An 18,470-nucleotide genomic window follows, 5' to 3' on the forward strand; every position below is an offset into this window, starting at 1 on the left:
ACTGTGAGGCGATTCTAGCTTTGTGCTTAAAGCCTTTTCACCGACAATTCAGATTTCCGGCCGGTCAATGGCCGGCATCGTTCAGCGCCTTCGGCCGCACCGCGCGATGAAAGCCGCGATACGGCCTGGCATTGCGCTGTTCGAGCAGTGGAAAGGCCTTGGCGCCGAGGCTCGCGCCGCCGTCGATCTTGATGCAGCTGCCGGTGACGAAGGCCGCGCCCTCGCTGAGCAGCCAGACGATCGCCGAGCTCACCTCGGCTTCCTCGCCGAGGCGCTTGAGCGGCGCCAGGCCGGCGAGCTTCGGGATCACCTCTTTGGCGAAGCTCGGGTCGTAGTGGTCCATGCCGCTCGAGGCGATGTAGCCCGGCGCCACCGCGTTGACGCGCACGCCGGAGACGGCCCACTCGATCGCCGCGGTCTCGGTGAAGTTCAGCATGCCGGCGCGCGCCGCGCCGCTGTGGCCCATGCCCGGCATGCCGCCCCACATGTCGGCGATCATGTTGACGATCGCGCCGCCGTGCTTCTTCATGTGCTGGTTGTAGACCTCGCGCGCCACGAGGAAGCCGCCGGTGAGGTTGCTGGCGACGACGGCGTCCCAGCCCTTCTTGCTGATCTGCGCGAGCGGCATCGGGTACTGTCCGCCGGCATTGTTGACGAGGCCGTCGATGCGGCCGCGCGCGTCGAGCACCGACTTCACCGCCTGCCTCACCGCCTCCTCGTCGCGGATGTCGAAGACCTGCGTCGACACCGAGCCGCCGTCCTCGACGATCTCGGCAGCCGTCTTCTCCAGCTTCTCCGGCTTGCGGCCGGTGATGACGACGTGGGCGCCGAGGCTCGCGAGCTCGTGCGCCGTGCAGCGGCCGATGCCGGAGCCGCCGCCCGTCACGACGATCGTGCGGCCCTCGAACAGGCCCGGCGCGAAGACCGATTGGTAAGACATATTCCTGTCTCCCGAAACGGCGAAGGCCGGGGAGATCCCGGCCTTCGCGCAAATGCTTTGAACCACAGATTACACAGATTCCATAAATCAGAAGAACGAGCGGTTCCCCCCTTTATGTAGTCTGTGAAATCCGTGGCTAACCGCCTTTTGCCTCAGAGCTTGCTCGTCAGCTCCGGCACGACCGTGAACAGATCGCCGACGAGGCCATAGTCGGCCACCTCGAAGATCGGCGCCTCGGCGTCCTTGTTGATCGCGACGATGGTGCGCGCGTCCTTGATGCCGGCGAGGTGCTGGATCGCGCCGGAGATGCCGATCGCGAAGTACAGCTCCGGGGCGATGATCTTGCCGGTCTGGCCGACCTGCAGGTCGTTCGGCACGTAGCCGGAGTCGACGGCGGCGCGCGAGGCGCCGACGGCGGCGCCGATCTTGTCGGCGAAGTCGTAGATGACCTTGAAATTCTCGCTCGAGCCCAGCGCGCGGCCGCCGGACACGACCTTGCTGGCCGCCTGCAGGTCCGGACGCTCGGACTTCTGCGCTTCCATCTTCACGAAGCGCGTGTGCGACGGCAGCGCCGCGCTGGTGCTGGCCGCTTCGACCGCCGCCGAGCCGCCGGCGGCGACCGCGGTGAACGAGGCCAGGCGCACCGTGGCGACGACGATGCCGGCCGGCGCTTCGACCGTGGTGATCGCGTTGCCGGCGTAGGTCGGACGATCGAAACGGGTCGCGCCGTGCACGTGCATGATGTCGCTGAGCTGCTGCACGTCGAGCTTGGCGGCGACGCGCGGCGCGAGGTCCTTGCCGAAGGCGGTGCCCGGGAACAGCACGTGGCTGTAGTCCTTGGCCAGCTCGGCGACCTGCGGCGCGTAGATCGCGGCGAGGATGTGCGCGTTCTCGGCGCGCTCGACCTTCAGCACCTTGCTCACGCCGTCCAGCTTGGCGGCTTCGGCCGCCGCGCCCGACACGTCCGCGCCGAGCAGGGCGACGACGATCTCGCCGCCGATCGCCTGGGCGGCGGCGACGACCTTGGCCACGCCCGAGTTCAGCTTGCCGTCGGCGGTTTCGCCGATGATCAGAATCTTGCTCATGTGTTCTCTCGAATCCTTATGCCTTAGAGCAGGCCCTTGGCCTTGAGGGCGGCGACGAGTTCGTCGACGGTCTTCACCACGATGCCCTTGCTGCGTGTCGGCGGCGGCGCGGTCTTCGTCACCTTGAAGCCGGCGCCCGGCGTCACGCCGAGATCGGCGAACGTGGTCGCGTCGATCGGCTTCTTCTTCGCCTTCATGATGTCCGGCAGCTTGAGGTAGCGCGGCTCGTTGAGGCGCAGGTCGGTGGTGATGACCGCCGGCAGGTCGACTTCGATGGTCTCCAGGCCGGCGTCGACTTCACGAGTCACCACCGCCTTGTTGCCGTCGACCTCGACCTTCGAGGCGAACGTCGCCTGCGCGATGTCGAGCAGCGCCGCGACCATCTGCCCGGTCTGGTTGGCATCGTCGTCGATCGCCTGCTTGCCGGCGATGAACAGCTGCGCGCCTTCCTTCTTCAGCACCGCCGCGAAGGCCTTGGCCGCCGTCAGCGGCTGCACCTCGCCGCCTTCCTTGATGTGGATCGCGCGGTCGGCACCGAAGGCCAGCGCGGTACGCAGCGTCTCTTCGCTCTTGTCGCCGCCGATCGTCACCGCGACGATCTCGGTGATCTTGCCTTTTTCCTTCAGACGCACCGCTTCTTCCATCGCGATCTCGTCGAACGGATTCATCGAGTGCTTCACGCCGTCCGTCACCACGCCGGAACCGTCCGACTTCACCTGGATGCGGACGTTGTAGTCCACCACGCGCTTCACGCTTACTAGGGCTTTCATTCGCTCTTTCCTGATACGTACCGAGTGAAAATCAATCCAATCCTGGGGAACGCCGCCGCGATGCTCCACGAATGCCGCCGGTCCGCGCTTCCCTCATGCGGACCCGCCCACCGGCGCGCCTGGGTTCCTTACATGTTGGCGTAGTTGGGGCCGCCGCCGCCTTCCGGCGCGACCCAGTTGATGTTCTGCGCCGGGTCCTTGATGTCGCAGGTCTTGCAGTGCACGCAGTTCTGCGCATTGATCTGGAATCTTTTCTCGCTGGGCTTGGCGCCTTCGTCGCCGACCACTTCGTAGACGCCGGCCGGGCAGTAACGCTGGGCCGGTTCGGCGTACAGCGGCAGGTTCTTGCCGATCGGAATCGACGGATCCTTGAGCTGCAGATGGACCGGCTGGTCTTCCTCGTGGTTGGTGCTCGACAGGAACACCGACGACAGCTTGTCGAAACTGAGCTTGCCGTCCGGCTTCGGGTATTCGATCTTCTGCGACTCGGACGCCAGCTTCAGCGTCTTGTAGTCCGGCTTCAGGTCGTGGACGGTGAACGGGAACTTGCCGCCGAACCAGTTCTGCTCGACGTAGTTGATGGCGCCGCCGATCAGCGAGCCGAACTTGTGCAGGAACACGCCGAAGTTGCGCGAGCGGTACAGCTCGTCGTGCAGCCAGCTCGCCTTGAACTTGTCGGCGTAGCCGTTCAGCACCTTGCCGCCTTCGTCGCCGGCGAAGATCGCCTCGGCAACGGCTTCGGCGGCGAGCATGCCCGACTTCATCGCCGTATGGCTGCCCTTGATCTTGGCGAAGTTGAGCATGCCGGCGTCGTCGCCGATCAGCACGCCGCCCGGGAAGGCCAGTTTCGGCAGCGAGTTGAGACCTCCCTTGACGATCGCGCGGGCGCCGTACGAAACGCGCGTGCCGCCTTCGAGGTGCTTGCGGATCACCGGGTGATGCTTGAAGCGCTGGAACTCGTCGAACGGCGACAGGTACGGATTCGTGTACGACAGGTCGACGATCAGGCCGACGACGACCTGGCTGTTCTCGAAGTGGTAGAGGAACGAGCCGCCCAGCGCATCGGTGCCGAGCAGGTTCAGCGGCCAGCCGGCGCCGTGCACGACGAGGCCCGGCTTGTGCTGCTCCGGCGGCACCGTCCAGATTTCCTTGATGCCGATCGCGTAGTGCTGCGGGTCGGCGTCCTTGTCGAGCTGGTACTGCGCGATCAGCTGCTTGCCGAGGTGGCCGCGGCAGCCTTCGGCGAACAGCGTGTACTTGGCGCGCAGCTCCATGCCCGGCGCGAAGTCGTCCTTGTGCTCGCCCTCGCGGTTGATGCCCATGTCGCCGATCTGCACGCCCTTGACGATGCCATCCTCGACGATCGCGTGCTGGGCGGCGAAGCCGGGATAGATCTCGACGCCGAGATCCTCGGCCTGCTTGGCCAGCCAGCGGCAGAGGTTGCCGAGCGAGATGACGTAGTTGCCTTCGTTGTGCATGGTCTTCGGCACGAAGACGTTCGGCATCTTGAAGGCGGCTTCCGGGCTGCGGAAGAAATAGATCTCGTCGCCGGCCACCGGCACGTTCAGCGGTGCGCCCCTGGCCTTCCAGTCCGGGAACAGTTCGTTCAGCGCGCGCGGCTCGAACACGGCGCCGGACAGGATGTGCGCGCCGACTTCCGAACCCTTCTCGACCACGCAGACGTTCAGTTCCTTGCCGGCCTCGGCAGCCTTCTGCTTCAGGCGGCAGGCCGCGGCCAGACCGGCGGGACCGGCGCCGACGACGACCACGTCATATTCCATTACATCGCGTTCAACGGACATGCGCTTGTTCCTGGCAACCGGATCAGGGCTGGCTTGGATGGTTTAGGTAGACCCAAAGGTCGCGCATTGTATTACGCACAGGCAGCGAACGCAGCGCCCGCAAAACATCGACGATCGGCCGAGGAGCCAAAAAATCCCGATTGAACGAGCGCGCTTGCGTCGCGGGCGTGGTGCGCGCACGGCCGCCGCGGCGGCCGGCGCCTAGAACGCCAGCAGCCAGCGGCGCAGCGCCCACAGCACCGCCGCGGCGAACAGGCCGGCGATCGCGTCGTCGACCATGATGCCGAAGCCGCCATGCACGTGGCGGTCGAAGACGCGGATCGGCCAGGGTTTGGCGATGTCGAACAGGCGGAACAGCGCGAAGGCGATGCCGATGCCGAGCGCCCAGCCGCCGACGCCGGCCGGGGCCAGGCAGATCAGCGGCGCGGCGGCAATCAGATAGCCGACGATCTCGTCGAAGACGATGCCGCCGTAGTCATGCACGCCGAGCAGGCGCGCGCTTTCGCCGCAGATGAAGCAGCCGGCGGCGAACAGCAGCAGGATCGCCGCCGCGTAGAACGGCCACGGCAGCCAGAGCAGCACGAGGAAGAAGACGACGCCGACCAGCGTGCCGAAGGTGCCCGGTGCGCGCGGCGCGAGGCCGGCACCGAAGCCGAAGGCCAGCACGTGCTCGGGCGTCGACCAGATCAGCTCGGCCGGCGGTTTCGGGAATGACGCGGCCCGTGAATGTTTTGGCGGCAGCGGCTTCATGAAAAGTGACGGTAGGCCTGGAGCGAGGACTCGACGATAGCACCCGCCGCGTCGCGCAGACGCACGCCGTCGCCGGCGACGACGCGCCCGATCACGCTCAGCGGCAGTTCGCCGCAGGCGCTGCGCGCCTCGGCGAGCCGTTCGGGCGGCACGCAGACGCAGAGTTCGTAGTCGTCGCCGCCGGCGAGCTGCAGCTCGTGCGCCGTCGCCGCGTCGGCCAGGCGCCGGAACGCCGGCGACGCCGGCAGCGCGGCCAGTTCGAGTTCGGCGCCGACGCCGCTCGCCCGGCCGATATGGCCGAGATCGCCGACGAGGCCGTCGGACAGATCGAGCGCGGCACTGGCGATGCCGCGCAGCGCGATACCGGCAGCGTTGCGCGGCGTCGGGCGGTCGAGCCGCGCGCGCAGGACACGTTCGTCGTCGCTTGCCGCCGCGCGCCCCTGCCGCCAGAGACGCAGGGCCAGCGCCGCATCGCCGAGCGTGCCGGTCACGCAGACGAGATCGCCGACGCGGGCACCGTCACGGCGCAGCGCAGCGCCCGGCGGCAGGCAGCCGAGCGCCGTGATCGTGATCGACAGCGGACCGCGCGTGGTGTCGCCGCCGACGAGGCGGATGCCGGCGAGCCCGGCGAGCGCGGCGAGGCCGCGCGCGAAATCGCCGAGCCAGCGCGCGCCGGCGTCCGGCAGGGTCAGCGCCAGGGTGAACGTCCACGGCCTTGCGCCCATCGCCGCCAGATCGGACAGATTGACGGCGAGCGCCTTCCAGCCGATGTCGCACGGCGCCGTTTCGGCCGGAAAATGGCGACCGGCAAGGAGTGTGTCGGAGGTCACCGCCAGCAGCTCGCCGGCCGGTGGCTGCAGCAGGGCGCAGTCGTCGCCGATGCCGAGCACCACGCCGTCGCCGCGCGGCGTCAGCTCGGCGAAGTAGCGGCGGATGAGTGCGAACTCATCCATCGTCGCGTCAGAGGCCGGCGCGGACTTCGTCGGCGCGCCGTGCGTGCGCGAGCTTGTCGAGCACGCCGTTGACGAACTTGTAGCCGTCCTCGGCGCCGAACATCTTGGCGAGATTCACCGATTCATTGACGGCGACTTTCCACGGCACGTCGCGGCAGTGCTCGATTTCGTAGGCGCCGAGCAGCAGCACCGCGTGTTCGACCGGATCGAGCTGCGCGAGCGGACGGTCGAGATGCGGCACGATCGCCATGGTCAGTTCGGCGGCGTGGGCGACCACGCCGTTGAGCAGTGTCTCGAAATACAGCGGGTCGGCACGCCCCAGGCCTTCCTCCTGCTCGCGGAACTGCTTGAGCAAGGCTTCCGGCGCCGCCTCGTTGAGCAGCCATTGGTAGAGCGCCTGCACGGTCAGGCGCCGCGCGAGTCCGCGGCGGCTTTGCGGCATGCCCTGCCCCGGCGGGTGACCCGGCTCGCTCATTTCAGCTCCTTGCGCAGGCGCAGCATCTCCAGCATCGCGGCGGCCGCTTCGTAGCCCTTGTTCGTCGTGCCGGGACCGCAACGCTCGACGGCCTGCTGTACGGTATTGACGGTCAGCACGCCGAAGCCGACCGGCTTGCCGGTCGAGAGCTGCACGTCGATCAGGCCGCGCGCGCATTCGCCGGCGACGAAATCGAAATGCGGCGTGTCGCCGCGAATGACGGCACCGAGGGCGACGACACCGTCGTAGCCGCCATCGAGCAGCAGCCTGGCGGCGAGCGGTACCTCGTATGCGCCGGGCGCGCGAAAGAAGCCGATGCGCTTGTCGTTGACGCCCCAGTCACGCAGCGCGGCGCGCGCGCCGGCGACCAGCGCATCGACGATCTCGACGTTCCAACGTGTGGCGACGATGGCGATCTTCGCCCTGTCGAACTCGCCGGCCTGCGGCAGATCCGGCGCGGCGTAGCCGGTCTTGGCATCGGCCGGCGCGCCCGCCGCCAGGGCCTTGCGCGGCTTCGCGGCTTTCCGCACGTTCTTCTCGGCTTTGTTCATCAATCGCAGGCCACGTACTCGACCACTTCGAGGCCGAAGCCGGAAATGCCCTGCATGCGCTTCGGCGCCGACAGCACGCGCATCTTGCGCACGCCGAGATCGGAGAGAATCTGCGCGCCGAGGCCATAGGTGCGCAGCAGCGGCCGCACGTCGTGCGGCGTTTCGTCACGCATGTTCAGCGCGACCACCTGCTGCACGAATTCGCGTGCGCTTTCCGGCTTGCGCAGCACGACGACGACGCCCGAGCCTTCGTCGGCGACGCGCTTCAGCGCGCGGCGCAGCGGCCAGCCGAAATCGTCGTGCTCGACGCCGAGCAGATCCTGCAGCGTGTTGCGCAGATGCACGCGCACCAGCGTCGGCTTCGCCGAATCGACGTTGCCCTTGACCATCGCCAGATGCACGGTATTGTCGATCGTGTCCTGATAGGTGACGAGGCGGAAATCGCCGAACTCGGTGGCGACATGCGTTTCGGCGACACGCTCGACGGTGTGTTCGTTGTCGAGGCGGTAGCGGATCAGGTCGGCGATCGTGCCGAGCTTGATGCCGTGCTCGCGGGCGAACACTTCGAGGTCCGGACGGCGCGCCATCGTGCCGTCTTCGTTCAGCACTTCGACGATCACCGCGGCCGGCTCGAAGCCGGCGAGACGCGCGAGATCGCAACCCGCTTCGGTGTGGCCGGCGCGCGTCAGCACGCCGCCCGGCTGCGCCATCAGCGGAAAGATGTGGCCCGGCTGCACGACGTCCTGCGGCGTGGCGTCACGCTTGACGGCGGCCTGCACCGTGCGCGCGCGATCGTGCGCGGAGATGCCGGTCGTCACGCCTTCGGCGGCCTCGATCGACACCGTGAACGCGGTCTTGTGGTTCTCCTCGTTGCGCGAAACCATCTGCGGCAGGCGCAGCTGGCGGCAGCGCTCCTGCGTCAGCGTCAGGCAGATCAGGCCGCGCCCGTAGCGCGCCATGAAGTTGATGTCCTCGGCGCGCACGCATTCGGCGGCCATCAGGATGTCGCCTTCGTTCTCGCGGTTCTCGTCGTCCATGAGGATGACCATCTTGCCGGCCTTGAAGTCGGCAATGATGTCTTCGATCGGATCGAGCCTGGACGAACGCACGTCGTCGATGTTGGCAATCTTGCTCATCATTCAATCCTCGTGTGCATCCTGCACCAGACGACGCCATCCATGGCGCCGGCTTTCAAAACAGGCAGCGCGTGCTTCAGGCGCCATCGCTCCGCGCCTGCAGCAGGCGTTCCAGATAGCGCGCGATCAGATCCACTTCGAGATTGACCGCCTGGCCCGGCTGCAGATCGCCCAGGGTGGTATGGGCGAGCGTGTGCGGGATGATGTTAACGCCAAACACCGTTTTCCCGGGGCCGTCCTCGACGTCGTTGACCGTCAGGCTGACGCCGTCGATGCAGATCGAGCCCTTGCGCGCCACGTAACGGGCCAGCGCGTCCGGCACGCGCAAGCGCATGCGTGTCGAACGCGCGTCCTCGTAGCGTTCGAGCAACTCGCCGATGCCGTCGACGTGGCCGGACACCATATGGCCGCCGAGCGGCTTGGCGGGCGTCAGCGCACGTTCGAGGTTGACCCTGGCGCCGGCTTCCCAGCGGCCCGCCGTCGTCAGGTTGAGCGTTTCGGCGGACAGGTCGGCCATGAAGCCGTCATCGGACAAACTGGCCGCCGTGAGGCAGCAGCCATTGACGGCGATGCTGTCGCCGAGCTGCACGCCGCGCAGATAGCCCGGAGCGCGGAACACCATGCGCCGATCGCCGCCGACCGACTCGATGCTCTCGATACGCCCGAGCGCTTCAATGATGCCGGTGAACATCTACTGCTCCTCGCGACGCGATGGCCGCAATGTGATGCGCAGGTCGGGGCCGACGCTGCGCGTGTCGACGAACTGCAGCGCGAGGCGCTGCGCCAGTCGCTCGAAGCCGGGAAGATAGGCGAACGGCCGCGCCTCGTGCCCGAGCAGGGTCGGCGCGACGTAGGCGACGATCTCGTCGACCAGGCCCTGCTGCAGCGTCGCGCCGGCGAGGCGCGGCCCGCATTCGAGCAGCACCTCGTTGACGTCGTGCTGCGCGAGCGCCGCCAGGGCGGCATCGAGCGCCAGCGAGCCGTCGGCGGCACGCGGCAGCTCGACGACGACGACGCCATCCGCAACCTGCGCCGGCCGCGTTGCCGTCAGCCAGAAGCGCCGCGCGTCGCCGTTCCACAGGCGCGCCGTCGGCGGCACGCGGGCCGTCGAATCGAGCACGATGCGATCGGGCTGCCGCGGCGGCGGAATCGCGCCCCGAATGGCGCCGTATTCGCCGGATGCCCCGCCATCGACGGCGACGCCGGGGCCATCCGACGCCGGCAGCCGCACATCGAGTTGCGGGTTGTCCGCCATCACCGTCGCCACGCCCGTCATCACGGCGCCGGCGGCGGCGCGCAGGCGATGCACGTCGGCGCGCGCCGCCGCCGACGTGATCCACTGGCTCTCGCCGCTCGCCATCGCCGTGCGGCCGTCGAGACTGGCGGCCAGCTTCAGCGTCAGCCATGGGCGGCCGCGGCGCATGCGCGACAGGAAGCCGCGATTGAGCCGCTCGGCATCGGCGGCGAGCAGCCCGGTCTCGCACGCGATGCCGGCCGCGCGCAGGCGCGCGATACCGCCGCCGGCGACCTTCGGATTGGGATCGACCATCGCGATCCAGACCTTGCGCACGCCGGCGGCGATCAGCGCGTCGGCGCACGGCGGCGTGCGCCCGTGATGCGCGCAGGGCTCCAGCGTGACGAACAGGTCGGCGCCGCGCGCGCGATCGCCGGCGGCGCGCAATGCGTGAATCTCGGCGTGCGGCTCGCCGGCGCGCAGATGGGCGCCCTCGCCGATCACCTCGCCGTCCCTGACGATGACGCAGCCGACGCGCGGATTGGGATGCGTCGTGTAGATGCCGCGCTCGGCGAGGCGCAGGGCGCGCGCCATGTACGTCGCTGCTTGGCTCGGCGTCATCGTCGCGAGCGCCGCTTCAGCCCGGCTTGCCGCGGCGCCGCACCGGAGTCTCGGGCACGTCCGGCGCCGCGATCAGCGGCAGCTGCGACTTGCGTTCCTCGGGTGACGGCAGCGTCTGCAGGCGCTCGATCTCCTCGTGAAAGGCGTTGACGTCCTCGAAGGCGCGATACACCGAGGCGAAGCGCACGTAGGCGACGTGATCGAGATCGCGCAGCTCCTCCATCACCCATTCGCCGACCTGGCGCGACGGCACCTCGCGCTCGCCGGTCGCCCGCATCTTGCGCACGACGCTCTCGACGGCATGGTCGACCATCTCCGGCGTCACCGGCCGCTTGTAGATGGCGTGTTCGATGCCCTGGCGCAGCTTGTCCTCGCGGAACGGCTCGGGATCGCCGCTGCGCTTGATGACGTGCGGCACCGAGAGCTGCGCCTTCTCGAAGGTCGTGAAGCGCCCGCCGCACTTCTCGCACTCGCGGCGACGGCGCACCTGCGTGCCGTCCTCGGCGAGGCGGGAGTCGACGACGCGAGTATCCGGCGCCTTGCAGAACGGACATTGCATCGGCCGGCTCTCGTCGTCGCTCGGTCAGGCGGCGCTCAGGCGCGCTTTCCGTAGACCGGGAAGCGCGCGCACAGCGCTTCGACTTCGCCGCGCACCCTGGCGATCGCCGCATCGGCGTTGCCGGCGCTCATAGCATCGACGATGTCGGCGATCCAGCCGGCGACCTGCGCCATCTCGGCTTCCCTGAAACCGCGCGTGGTCGAGGCCGGCGAGCCGAGCCGCAGGCCCGAGGTCACGAACGGCGACTTCGGATCGTTCGGCACCGAGTTCTTGTTGACGGTGATGTGCGCCTGGCCGAGCGCCGCTTCGGCGTCCTTGCCGGTCACGTTCTTGGCGATCAGGTCGAGCAGGAACAGATGGTTGTCGGTGCCGCCGGACACGACCTTGTAGCCGCGGTCGAGGAAGACCTTGGCCATGGCGCGCGCGTTGGCGACGACCTGCTTCTGGTAGGTCTTGAAGCCCGGGTCGAGCGCTTCCTTGAACGCCACGGCCTTGGCGGCGATCACGTGCATCAGCGGACCGCCCTGGATGCCGGGAAACACGGCCGACTGGAACTTCTTGTTGAAGTCCTCGCCCTGCCCCTTGCTCAGGATGATGCCGCCGCGCGGGCCGCGCAGGGTCTTGTGCGTGGTGCTGGTGACGACGTGCGCGTACGGCAGCGGGCTCGGATATTCGCCGGCGGCGACCAGGCCGGCAATGTGCGCCATGTCGACCCAGAACCACGCGCCGACCTTGTCGGCGATCTCGCGCATGCGCTTCCAGTCCTTGACGCGCGAGTAGGCCGAGAAACCGCCGATCAGCATCTTCGGCCTGGTTTCGAGGGCGATGCGCTCCATCTCGTCGTAGTCGATCAGGCCGGTCTCGGTATTCAGGCCGTACGGCACGATCTTGTACTGCTTGCCCGAGAAGTTGGCCGGGTTGCCGTGCGTCAGGTGACCGCCCTGCGCGAGGTTCATGCCCATCACCGTGTCGCCGGGCGACACCAGCGCGAGGAAGATCGCCGCGTTGGCCTGCGCGCCGGAATGCGGCTGCACATTGGCGTAGTCGCAGTCGAACAGCTTCTTCAGGCGGTCGATCGCCAGCTGCTCGGCGATGTCGACGTATTCGCAGCCGCCGTAGTAGCGCTTGCCCGGATAGCCCTCGGCGTACTTGTTGGTCAGCTGCGAACCCTGCGCTTCCATCACCGCCGGGCTGCAGTAGTTCTCCGAGGCGATCAGCTCGATGTGCGCTTCCTGGCGACCGCATTCCTGCTGGATGGCGGCGTTCAGTTCGGGATCGAAGTCGGCAAGGCGCGGGGCGCGTTCGAACATGGCTCGGGGGCTCTCGGCGGGCGGTGACGGTGGGCAGACCGAAATCTGGGGGCGCGTATTCTACCCGAGACCCCTATCAATAGGGTCCGGCCGCGGCAAGGCCGCAATTTGTAGTGGTGGGGCTCAGCCCGCCGGCTCGGCGCGCCACTGTTCGGCGCCGAGGAAGATCAGGCGGATCTGCGCCACGAAATTCGCTTCGAGCTCGCGCGCCAGCTGCGGCTGGTCCGGCGGCAGATCGAGGATGTCGCTCGCCGCGTTGAGCATGGTGTTGACCACCAGGCTGCAGATCATCTCCAGCGTCGCGGTCGGCAGATCGCTGCGGTAGCCGAGCATGCGCAGGTCCTGCGCCATCTCGCGCACGAACAGGTTCACCTCGTTGCGGATCGCCTGGCGGATCGCCGGCGAGCCGCCGTGGCGCTCGCTGGCCGCGGTGCGGAACTGGCGCGGGTTGGCGCGCACGTACTGCCAGTACACCGCGACCGAGTGGCGAATGATGTCGGTGGTCGGCACGCCGGCCTTGCGCACCTCGCGCAGCAGGCGGCGCAGGGTCACGCCGCATTCCTCGACCAGCGCCAGGCCCAGCTCTTCCATGCTGTGAAAGTGCCGGTAGAAGGCCGTCGGCACGACGCCGGCCTCGCGCGTGACCTCGCGCAGGCTCAGGCTCGGGAAGCTGTGGCCCTCGCTCATCAGGGTCAGGGCGGCGTCGAGCAGACGATCGCGCGTCAGCTGCTTGCGCGCGCCGCGGGCCCCGGCGTGGTCGCCGGCAAGCGTGGATTCGAGATGTTTTCGCCCCGACATGTTCACATGATAACAGCAATTCGGACAAAGGCTTGAAGTCAGTGTCTACGACATCCGCGAATGTTTCAGTGAACAACTGTTGACAAAGCCCGGCGTGGCAGCAAAGATGTGTGCACACTTGTACACCGACTTGCCGCCATGTCGACTCCCTTCGCCGCCATCCGCCAGCACGCCCTGCGCACCCTGCAATCGCCGTGGCTGCATCCGCTCAATGACACGGACGCGCTGAACGAACTGCTCGGCTCGCTCAATCCGCGCTGGTCGCTGACCGAGGTGCGCGCCGAACTGAGCGGCCGCCGCGCCGAGACGCCGGACACCGTGAGCCTGGAATTCAGGCCCAACCGTCTGTGGAACGGCTTCGCGGCCGGCCAGCACGTGACGATCACGGTCGACATCGACGGCGTGCGTCACCAGCGCGTCTACAGCCTCTCGTCCGATCCGGCGCAGGCCGAGCGGCTGACCCTGACCGTGAAGCGCCAGCCCGGCGATCGGCAGCGGACCAGCGTCTCGAACTGGCTGCACGACGGCCTGCGCCTCGGCGACGTCGTCACGCTCAGTGCCGCCGCCGGCGATTTCGTGCTGCCGGGCGCCGCGCGCCCGGCCCTGCTGCTCAGCGCCGGCAGCGGCATCACGCCGATGCGCGCGCTCCTGCATGCGCTGCGCCAGCGCGCCGCGGCCGGCACGTTCACCGACGATGTCGTGCTGATCCACGTCTGTCGTGATCGGGCCGATCAGATCTTCGCCGACGAACTGGCGGCGCTGGTGCGCGAGTGGCCGGCCCTGCGCCTCGTCGCCTGGCATACCGCGTCGCGCGGCCGGCCGACCGTGGCGAAGCTGCTCGAGGCGGTGCCCGATTACGCCGCCCGCGACACCTGGCTGTGCGGCCCCGCCACCTTCATGGCCGACGTCGAAGCGCACTGGCAGGCGGCCGGCCTCGCGGCCCGCCTGCGGCTGGAACGCTTCGGTCTCGCGCCGCGCGTCGTCGAAGGCGCCGCCAGCGCCGAAATCCGCTGCGAGCGCAGCGAGCGCCTGTTCACCGCCGGCGCCGGCGAAGCGCTGCTGCCGGCCGCCGAACGCGCCGGCCTGAAGCCGGCCTACGGCTGCCGCATCGGCATCTGCCGGACCTGCCTGTGCCGCAAGCGCAGCGGCACCGTGGAAAACCTGGTGACCGGCGAGCAGTCGAGCGAGCCGGACGAATGGATCCGCCTCTGCGTCAGCACGCCGCGCAGCGACCTGCAACTCGATCTCTGATGAAACCCTCCTCCAGCATGACCCCGAGCCCGACCATGACCCGCAAGAAACTGAGCCGCACCGACATTGCCGGCCTGCAGGCCGATCTCGACGCCGTGCGCGACAGCGTGATGAGCACGCTCGGCGACAAGGACGTCGCGCATATCCGCAAGATGATCCGCCGCGCGCGCGGCAGCGCCATCGCCGGCCGCACGATGCTCGGCCTCGGCTTCGATCCCGTCACCTTCGTCGTCGGCGTCGCCGCGCTGGCGCACGCCAAGATCGTCGAGAACATGGAGGTCGGCCACAACGTCATGCACGGCCAGTACGACTGGACCAATGATCCGTCGCTGAACTCGCTGCGCTACGAGTGGGACAATGTCTGCGACGCCGGCATGTGGCGGCACTTCCACAACTACGAGCACCATACCTACACCAATATCCTCGGCAAGGACCGCGATTTCGGCTACACCATCCTGCGTCTGTCCGACGAACAGAAGTGGCATCCCTTCTTCCTGCTGCAGCCGGTGTGGAACGCGATTCTCGCGCTGGCCTTCGAGTGGGGCGTCGGCGGCCACGACGTGCAGGCCGAGCGCTTCCTCAAGGGCGAGATGAGCTTCAGGCAGCTGGCCGAACGCTCCAAGCCCTTCCACCGGAAGATCCGCAAGCAGCTGGTCAAGGACTACGTGCTGTTCCCGCTGCTGACCTTCTGGAACGCGCCGCGCGTGCTGCTCGGCAACCTGCTCGCCAACCTGATCCGCAACCTGTGGTCGTACGCGATCATCTTCTGCGGCCACTTCCCGGACGGCACGCAGGTGTTCAGCGAGGAAGAGACGCGCGACGAGACGCGCGGCGACTGGTACTACCGGCAGATCTGCGGCTCGGCCAACATCGAGGGCGGTCGCGCGTTCCACATCCTCACCGGTCACCTGAGCCATCAGATCGAGCACCATCTGTTCCCGGACATGCCGGCGCACCGCTACGCCGAGATCGCACCGCAGGTGCAAGCGATCTGCGCCAAGTACGGCATCCGCTACAACACCGCCAACTTCTGGCGGCAGTACGGCACGGTGCTGGGCAAAGTGTTCCGCCATGCGCTACCGTCGCGTCGCGCCAACGCGGCGCTCGCCCAGGCCTGACGCTCACCATGAAGACGCTGCAAAGGCTCGAAGTGCTCAAGGATCTCGTGCAGCAGGCCGTCGACCGCGGCGCGAGCTCGGTCGAGGCGATCCATCAACACATCGCCGGCCTGCCCTTCCAGGTGCTCGAAAAGTCCGGCCTGCTCGACGACGACAAGCTGAAGCTGAAGGAAAAGCAGCAGCGCACGATCGGCGCCGTGTACGACGCGATCCGCCGCATCAACCGCCAGGTCGGCGAACTGATTTCGGACCAGTTCGAACTGGTCGAGGACAGCGAGCACATCCAGCGCGTGCTCGACGGGCAGACCAGGGCGGCGCCCGCCCCGAAGCGCAAGCCGGCCGCCAAAAGGAAGCCGCGCAAGGCGGCGACCAGGAAGAAGCCGGCCGCTTCCTGACGGTCCAGGTCGGGGAAGCGTTCGCCGGCACGCCCGCCCCCCGGTCAGGCTACTGGCCGCGCATCCAGGCCTGGCGCAGCTTGCGGCCGCAGACCGCCGATTCGACGTACGCGGTCTTCGACAGCTTCTGCCGGGCGACGATGCCGTAGGTGGTCTTGTCCGCCGAAATCCAGGGATAGAAGCCCATCAGGCCCGGGCTGCTGAAGGCCCCGTCGCCCTGCGGATCGTCTTCGATCCAGTGATTGATGCTGTAGTGCCAAGGCCAGGGCGCCGGGCTGAACGCGGCGTTGCCGCCCTGCGTGGCGACCGGCGCATAGCCGAGGAAGTCGTGCATGCGCAGCTGGCCCGAGAGAATCTTGCGCAGGAACTGCCCGTAGGCCGCCGGCGTGCCCTTCATGCCGCCGGCCGGCTGCGCCTGTGCGTAGGAGAGATTGATGTCGCGGCCGATGTAGCCCATCACCTCCGAGGTCAGCTCGGCCGCGTTCAGCCGGCCGAGGCCGAGCACCTGCAGGAGCTTCTGGTCGTGGCCGCCGCTGTACGAAAAACGGCCGACGTCGGCGCTGACACGCTCGCCGTTCTCGCCCTTGCTGAGACATTCGTCGCCGGTCTTCGAGAACAGGCACTTGAACGGATTGAGCTTGGTGTAGCCGGAGCGCATCTCGAGATAGGAGAGCTGATCGGCGGTCGGCTTGTTGTTGCGGCCGATCTTCTCGAGGAAGTAGGCGCCCCAGACGAACTTCGACGCCGAGGCGATCTTCATCTCGGAGCTGGCCGAATACTCGGTGCCGACCGCGCCGCTGGCGAGCACGCCCTTGGCGTCGCCGATTTCCCAGTAGAAATCGCCGAGCTTCCTGCAGTCGGGGTCGCCCTGGGCGACGGCGGTGACGGCCTGGCTGCGATCGGCGGCGTCGGCGCCGAGCGCGCCGAGACCGCAACCGAGCACCGCGACGGCAATCGAGAGACGGCGGAATCTGTTCATGGGAATTCCTCTGCTGGGGGATGCGGCGACCTTAGCCGAGCCTTTGTGCGGATTCTGTCAGCGCCGGGCGCCAGTGTCATGAGCGGCGATCCAGGGCGGCGATCAGTTCCGCATCGTGCTGGTAGATGTCCGGGCGGAAGGCCGGATGGCCGTCGGCGTCGACGTCGACCGTCCAGTAGGCGAGCAGGATCGGCACCGGCTTCGGCAGCGGGATGTTCTGCGTCGTGCCGGTGGCGACGATGGCCTCGAGCGCGGCCCGGTTCCATTTCAGCGGATCGTCGTAGAGCCGCTCGACGAGTTCCATGGCGCGCTCGACGCGGATGCAGCCGGAGCTGAAGGCCCGCTGCGCCTTGCCGAACAGCGCCTGGTGCGGAGTGTCGTGGAGATACACCGCGTAGGCGTTCGGGAAACGGATCGCGACCACGCCGAGCGAGCCGTCCGGGCCCGCGTCCTGGCGCAAGGTGATGTTGCCGGGCCGGCTCCAGTCGACCGCCGCCGGCGACAGCTCGCGCCCGGCGGCGTCGAACACGCGGATGCGGTGCCGCGCCAGATAGCCGGGGTCCTGGCGCACTTTCGGCAGCACGTCCTTGCGCAGGATGGTCGGCGGCACCGTCCAGGTCGGGTTGAAGGTCACGTAGTTGATCGCCGAGGTGAAGACCGGCGTGCTGCGATAGGGCTGGCCGACCTGCACGCGCGACTGCCATACCGGCTCGCCGGCACGAAACAGGGTGACGCGGTAGCCGGCGATGTCGACCAGCACGAAATCGCCCTCGCCGAGATGCAGCAGCCAGCGGCCGCGTTCGAGATTGGCGCGCAGCTGGTCGATGCGCGCCGCCACGGGCACGTTGAGCGCGGCCAGCGTCGCCGCACCGACCACCCCGTCGGCGTCGAGATACTGCGCCTGCTGATAGGCCTCCACGGCGGCCCGCAGTTCCTCGTCGTAGAGCGTGCTGCCGCTGTCGGGCAAGCCGAGGCGGCGCCGCAGCGCGGCGACGCGCGGATCATCGGCGCCCGGCTTGATGGAAGGCCCGGCTTCGATCGGCGGCCAGCCGCCCGCTGCCTGCACGGCGCGCAGCTGCGCGAGCGCGGCGCGCATGCGCGCGTAGAGCCAGTGCTGCGGCCGGGCCCGGGCATAGAGGTCGGCGAAGTCGCCGCGGTCGACCGCCGCCGAGAAGGCCTCGATGCCGGCCCTGGCGTCGAGCGCGCGCGGCTCGAAGTTCCAGTGCGTGTCCAGCGTCGCCGGATCGACCCTGCCGCGGTACAGATCCAGCAGCGCGCGCAGCGCGCTGTGCGTGACCATCCAGTCGTCGTCGGCGAGCGCCTGCGCATCGCCGGCCGGCGGCGGACCGGCGGCGATGATGTCGTCGTGATACTGCGCGGGCACGAGTCCGTCCGTCGTCAGCCCGCGCAGCGCGTCCAGCAGGCGGCCGCGGCGCTGCGCGTCGCGCCACGCCGGGCGGTCGCCGCGCAGGCCGTAGAACAGCGCGACGGCCTCGTCGAGGCCGAGCGCCTCGCCCTTGATGCCCGGCGCCACCTCGAGCTTCGGTGCGCCGCTGGCTCGCAGCGGCGCCGCGCGGGCGGCGATGATCGACTGCGCGTCGGCCTGCGGCTGCGCCGCGACCGGCGCGCCGCCGACGGCCAGGACCACGGCCAAAGCCCAGCCGATGCCGCGCACGCCAGCCCGCATAGAAAACCCTTCCTTTTTTCCAACCGTAGCAGCGGCGCAATCACGCAGTCCATTTG

The 18,470-nt window shown here is 68.4% G+C and carries 19 protein-coding genes; 3 read left to right on the forward strand and 16 right to left on the reverse strand.

Translation table 11 applies throughout. From position 1 onward, the window contains the following. Nucleotides 1-64 precede the first annotated feature (64 nt). The 14 genes from K344_RS0101870 to fabR all read right to left on the reverse strand — a co-directional run bounded on the left by K344_RS0101870 (nucleotide 65) and on the right by fabR (nucleotide 12,984). A complete protein-coding gene (locus K344_RS0101870; RefSeq protein WP_028079248.1) occupies nucleotides 65-940 on the reverse strand; it encodes an SDR family oxidoreductase in 876 nt (291 codons plus the stop codon). 152 nt (nucleotides 941-1,092) lie between these two features. Beyond that, nucleotides 1,093-2,025, reverse strand: a complete 933-nt coding sequence (locus tag K344_RS0101875; protein WP_028079249.1) for an electron transfer flavoprotein subunit alpha/FixB family protein — start codon at nucleotides 2,023-2,025, stop codon at nucleotides 1,093-1,095. A 23-nt stretch (nucleotides 2,026-2,048) separates the two neighbouring features. Further along, nucleotides 2,049-2,795, reverse strand: coding sequence for an electron transfer flavoprotein subunit beta/FixA family protein (locus K344_RS0101880; RefSeq protein WP_028079250.1), 747 nt, complete (start codon nucleotides 2,793-2,795; stop codon nucleotides 2,049-2,051). 128 nt (nucleotides 2,796-2,923) lie between these two features. Continuing rightward, nucleotides 2,924-4,597 (reverse strand): electron transfer flavoprotein-ubiquinone oxidoreductase, encoded by a 1,674-nt coding sequence (locus K344_RS0101885; RefSeq protein ID WP_043113470.1) that lies wholly within the window; start codon nucleotides 4,595-4,597, stop codon nucleotides 2,924-2,926. Between the two features lie 201 nt (nucleotides 4,598-4,798). After that, nucleotides 4,799-5,347 carry a phosphatidylglycerophosphatase A family protein gene (locus tag K344_RS0101890; protein ID WP_051361771.1) on the reverse strand — a complete coding sequence of 183 codons (549 nt, stop codon included), beginning with the start codon at nucleotides 5,345-5,347 and terminating at the stop codon, nucleotides 4,799-4,801. Then, on the reverse strand, nucleotides 5,344-6,300 hold the full coding sequence (thiL, locus tag K344_RS0101895) for a thiamine-phosphate kinase (RefSeq protein WP_028079253.1): 957 nt from the start codon (nucleotides 6,298-6,300) through the stop codon (nucleotides 5,344-5,346). The genes K344_RS0101890 and thiL overlap by 4 nt, the downstream gene beginning before the upstream one ends. Before the next feature lie 7 nt (nucleotides 6,301-6,307). Then, nucleotides 6,308-6,775 carry a transcription antitermination factor NusB gene (gene nusB / locus K344_RS0101900; RefSeq protein WP_028079254.1) on the reverse strand — a complete coding sequence of 156 codons (468 nt, stop codon included), beginning with the start codon at nucleotides 6,773-6,775 and terminating at the stop codon, nucleotides 6,308-6,310. Continuing rightward, a complete protein-coding gene (gene ribH, locus K344_RS0101905) occupies nucleotides 6,772-7,224 on the reverse strand; it encodes a 6,7-dimethyl-8-ribityllumazine synthase (protein WP_028079255.1) in 453 nt (150 codons plus the stop codon). Before ribH ends, nusB begins: the two co-directional genes overlap by 4 nt. A 101-nt stretch (nucleotides 7,225-7,325) precedes the next feature. Continuing rightward, entirely contained in the window at nucleotides 7,326-8,465 is a 1,140-nt protein-coding gene (gene ribBA / locus K344_RS0101910; RefSeq protein ID WP_051361772.1) for a bifunctional 3,4-dihydroxy-2-butanone-4-phosphate synthase/GTP cyclohydrolase II, read from the reverse strand. Between the two features lie 73 nt (nucleotides 8,466-8,538). After that, nucleotides 8,539-9,153 (reverse strand): riboflavin synthase, encoded by a 615-nt coding sequence (locus K344_RS19675; RefSeq protein ID WP_043113472.1) that lies wholly within the window; start codon nucleotides 9,151-9,153, stop codon nucleotides 8,539-8,541. Continuing rightward, nucleotides 9,154-10,290 (reverse strand): bifunctional diaminohydroxyphosphoribosylaminopyrimidine deaminase/5-amino-6-(5-phosphoribosylamino)uracil reductase RibD, encoded by a 1,137-nt coding sequence (gene ribD / locus K344_RS0101920; protein WP_436278824.1) that lies wholly within the window; start codon nucleotides 10,288-10,290, stop codon nucleotides 9,154-9,156. A 43-nt stretch (nucleotides 10,291-10,333) separates the two neighbouring features. Further along, nucleotides 10,334-10,876: a transcriptional regulator NrdR gene (nrdR, locus tag K344_RS0101925; RefSeq protein ID WP_028079258.1), complete on the reverse strand. Its 543-nt coding sequence runs from the start codon at nucleotides 10,874-10,876 to the stop codon at nucleotides 10,334-10,336. 35 nt (nucleotides 10,877-10,911) lie between these two features. After that, nucleotides 10,912-12,186, reverse strand: a complete 1,275-nt coding sequence (gene glyA / locus K344_RS0101930; protein WP_028079259.1) for a serine hydroxymethyltransferase — start codon at nucleotides 12,184-12,186, stop codon at nucleotides 10,912-10,914. A gap of 123 nt (nucleotides 12,187-12,309) precedes the next feature. Then, nucleotides 12,310-12,984: an HTH-type transcriptional repressor FabR gene (gene fabR, locus K344_RS0101935; RefSeq protein WP_043113475.1), complete on the reverse strand. Its 675-nt coding sequence runs from the start codon at nucleotides 12,982-12,984 to the stop codon at nucleotides 12,310-12,312. 138 nt (nucleotides 12,985-13,122) lie between these two features. On the opposite strand from fabR, the gene K344_RS0101940 reads away from it, so the two are divergent. The 3 genes from K344_RS0101940 to K344_RS0101950 are packed head-to-tail and all read left to right on the forward strand — an operon-like array spanning nucleotide 13,123 to nucleotide 15,748. Beyond that, complete coding sequence (locus K344_RS0101940; protein ID WP_028079261.1) at nucleotides 13,123-14,235, forward strand: ferredoxin reductase; 1,113 nt, start codon at nucleotides 13,123-13,125, stop codon at nucleotides 14,233-14,235. Between the two features lie 35 nt (nucleotides 14,236-14,270). Further along, on the forward strand, nucleotides 14,271-15,353 hold the full coding sequence (locus tag K344_RS0101945; RefSeq protein ID WP_051361773.1) for a fatty acid desaturase family protein: 1,083 nt from the start codon (nucleotides 14,271-14,273) through the stop codon (nucleotides 15,351-15,353). An 8-nt stretch (nucleotides 15,354-15,361) separates the two neighbouring features. Next, nucleotides 15,362-15,748: a hypothetical protein gene (locus K344_RS0101950; protein WP_028079263.1), complete on the forward strand. Its 387-nt coding sequence runs from the start codon at nucleotides 15,362-15,364 to the stop codon at nucleotides 15,746-15,748. 49 nt (nucleotides 15,749-15,797) lie between these two features. Here the strand turns inward: K344_RS0101950 and K344_RS0101955 are convergent, their stop codons facing one another. Together K344_RS0101955 and K344_RS19680 are read right to left on the reverse strand one after the other, a co-directional pair. After that, nucleotides 15,798-16,727 (reverse strand): hypothetical protein, encoded by a 930-nt coding sequence (locus K344_RS0101955; protein ID WP_043113476.1) that lies wholly within the window; start codon nucleotides 16,725-16,727, stop codon nucleotides 15,798-15,800. A 76-nt stretch (nucleotides 16,728-16,803) separates the two neighbouring features. Continuing rightward, entirely contained in the window at nucleotides 16,804-18,414 is a 1,611-nt protein-coding gene (locus tag K344_RS19680; protein WP_084196824.1) for a L,D-transpeptidase family protein, read from the reverse strand. Nucleotides 18,415-18,470: the final 56 nt, after the last annotated feature.

Origin of the sequence: Solimonas soli DSM 21787, assembly GCF_000474945.1 — a bacterium.
Classification (GTDB): Bacteria; Pseudomonadota; Gammaproteobacteria; order Nevskiales; family Nevskiaceae; genus Solimonas; species Solimonas soli.

What these genes read in the sequence shown, in the direction of transcription:
- K344_RS0101870 (WP_028079248.1), bottom strand. Translation starts at nt 940, where the DNA reads ATGTCTTACCAATCGGTCTTCGCGCCGGGCCTGTTCGAGGGCCGCACG.
- K344_RS0101885 (WP_043113470.1), bottom strand. Translation starts at nt 4,597, where the DNA reads ATGTCCGTTGAACGCGATGTAATGGAATATGACGTGGTCGTCGTCGGC.
- glyA (WP_028079259.1), bottom strand. Translation starts at nt 12,186, where the DNA reads ATGTTCGAACGCGCCCCGCGCCTTGCCGACTTCGATCCCGAACTGAAC.
- fabR (WP_043113475.1), bottom strand. Translation starts at nt 12,984, where the DNA reads ATGTCGGGGCGAAAACATCTCGAATCCACGCTTGCCGGCGACCACGCC.
- nrdR (WP_028079258.1), bottom strand. Translation starts at nt 10,876, where the DNA reads ATGCAATGTCCGTTCTGCAAGGCGCCGGATACTCGCGTCGTCGACTCC.
- thiL (WP_028079253.1), bottom strand. Translation starts at nt 6,300, where the DNA reads ATGGATGAGTTCGCACTCATCCGCCGCTACTTCGCCGAGCTGACGCCG.
- K344_RS0101880 (WP_028079250.1), bottom strand. Translation starts at nt 2,795, where the DNA reads ATGAAAGCCCTAGTAAGCGTGAAGCGCGTGGTGGACTACAACGTCCGC.
- K344_RS0101950 (WP_028079263.1), top strand. Translation starts at nt 15,362, where the DNA reads ATGAAGACGCTGCAAAGGCTCGAAGTGCTCAAGGATCTCGTGCAGCAG.
- ribBA (WP_051361772.1), bottom strand. Translation starts at nt 8,465, where the DNA reads ATGATGAGCAAGATTGCCAACATCGACGACGTGCGTTCGTCCAGGCTC.
- K344_RS0101955 (WP_043113476.1), bottom strand. Translation starts at nt 16,727, where the DNA reads ATGAACAGATTCCGCCGTCTCTCGATTGCCGTCGCGGTGCTCGGTTGC.
- K344_RS0101890 (WP_051361771.1), bottom strand. Translation starts at nt 5,347, where the DNA reads ATGAAGCCGCTGCCGCCAAAACATTCACGGGCCGCGTCATTCCCGAAA.
- K344_RS0101940 (WP_028079261.1), top strand. Translation starts at nt 13,123, where the DNA reads ATGTCGACTCCCTTCGCCGCCATCCGCCAGCACGCCCTGCGCACCCTG.
- K344_RS19680 (WP_084196824.1), bottom strand. Translation starts at nt 18,414, where the DNA reads ATGCGGGCTGGCGTGCGCGGCATCGGCTGGGCTTTGGCCGTGGTCCTG.
- K344_RS0101875 (WP_028079249.1), bottom strand. Translation starts at nt 2,025, where the DNA reads ATGAGCAAGATTCTGATCATCGGCGAAACCGCCGACGGCAAGCTGAAC.
- K344_RS19675 (WP_043113472.1), bottom strand. Translation starts at nt 9,153, where the DNA reads ATGTTCACCGGCATCATTGAAGCGCTCGGGCGTATCGAGAGCATCGAG.
- ribD (WP_436278824.1), bottom strand. Translation starts at nt 10,290, where the DNA reads ATGGCGCGCGCCCTGCGCCTCGCCGAGCGCGGCATCTACACGACGCAT.
- nusB (WP_028079254.1), bottom strand. Translation starts at nt 6,775, where the DNA reads ATGAGCGAGCCGGGTCACCCGCCGGGGCAGGGCATGCCGCAAAGCCGC.
- K344_RS0101945 (WP_051361773.1), top strand. Translation starts at nt 14,271, where the DNA reads ATGACCCGCAAGAAACTGAGCCGCACCGACATTGCCGGCCTGCAGGCC.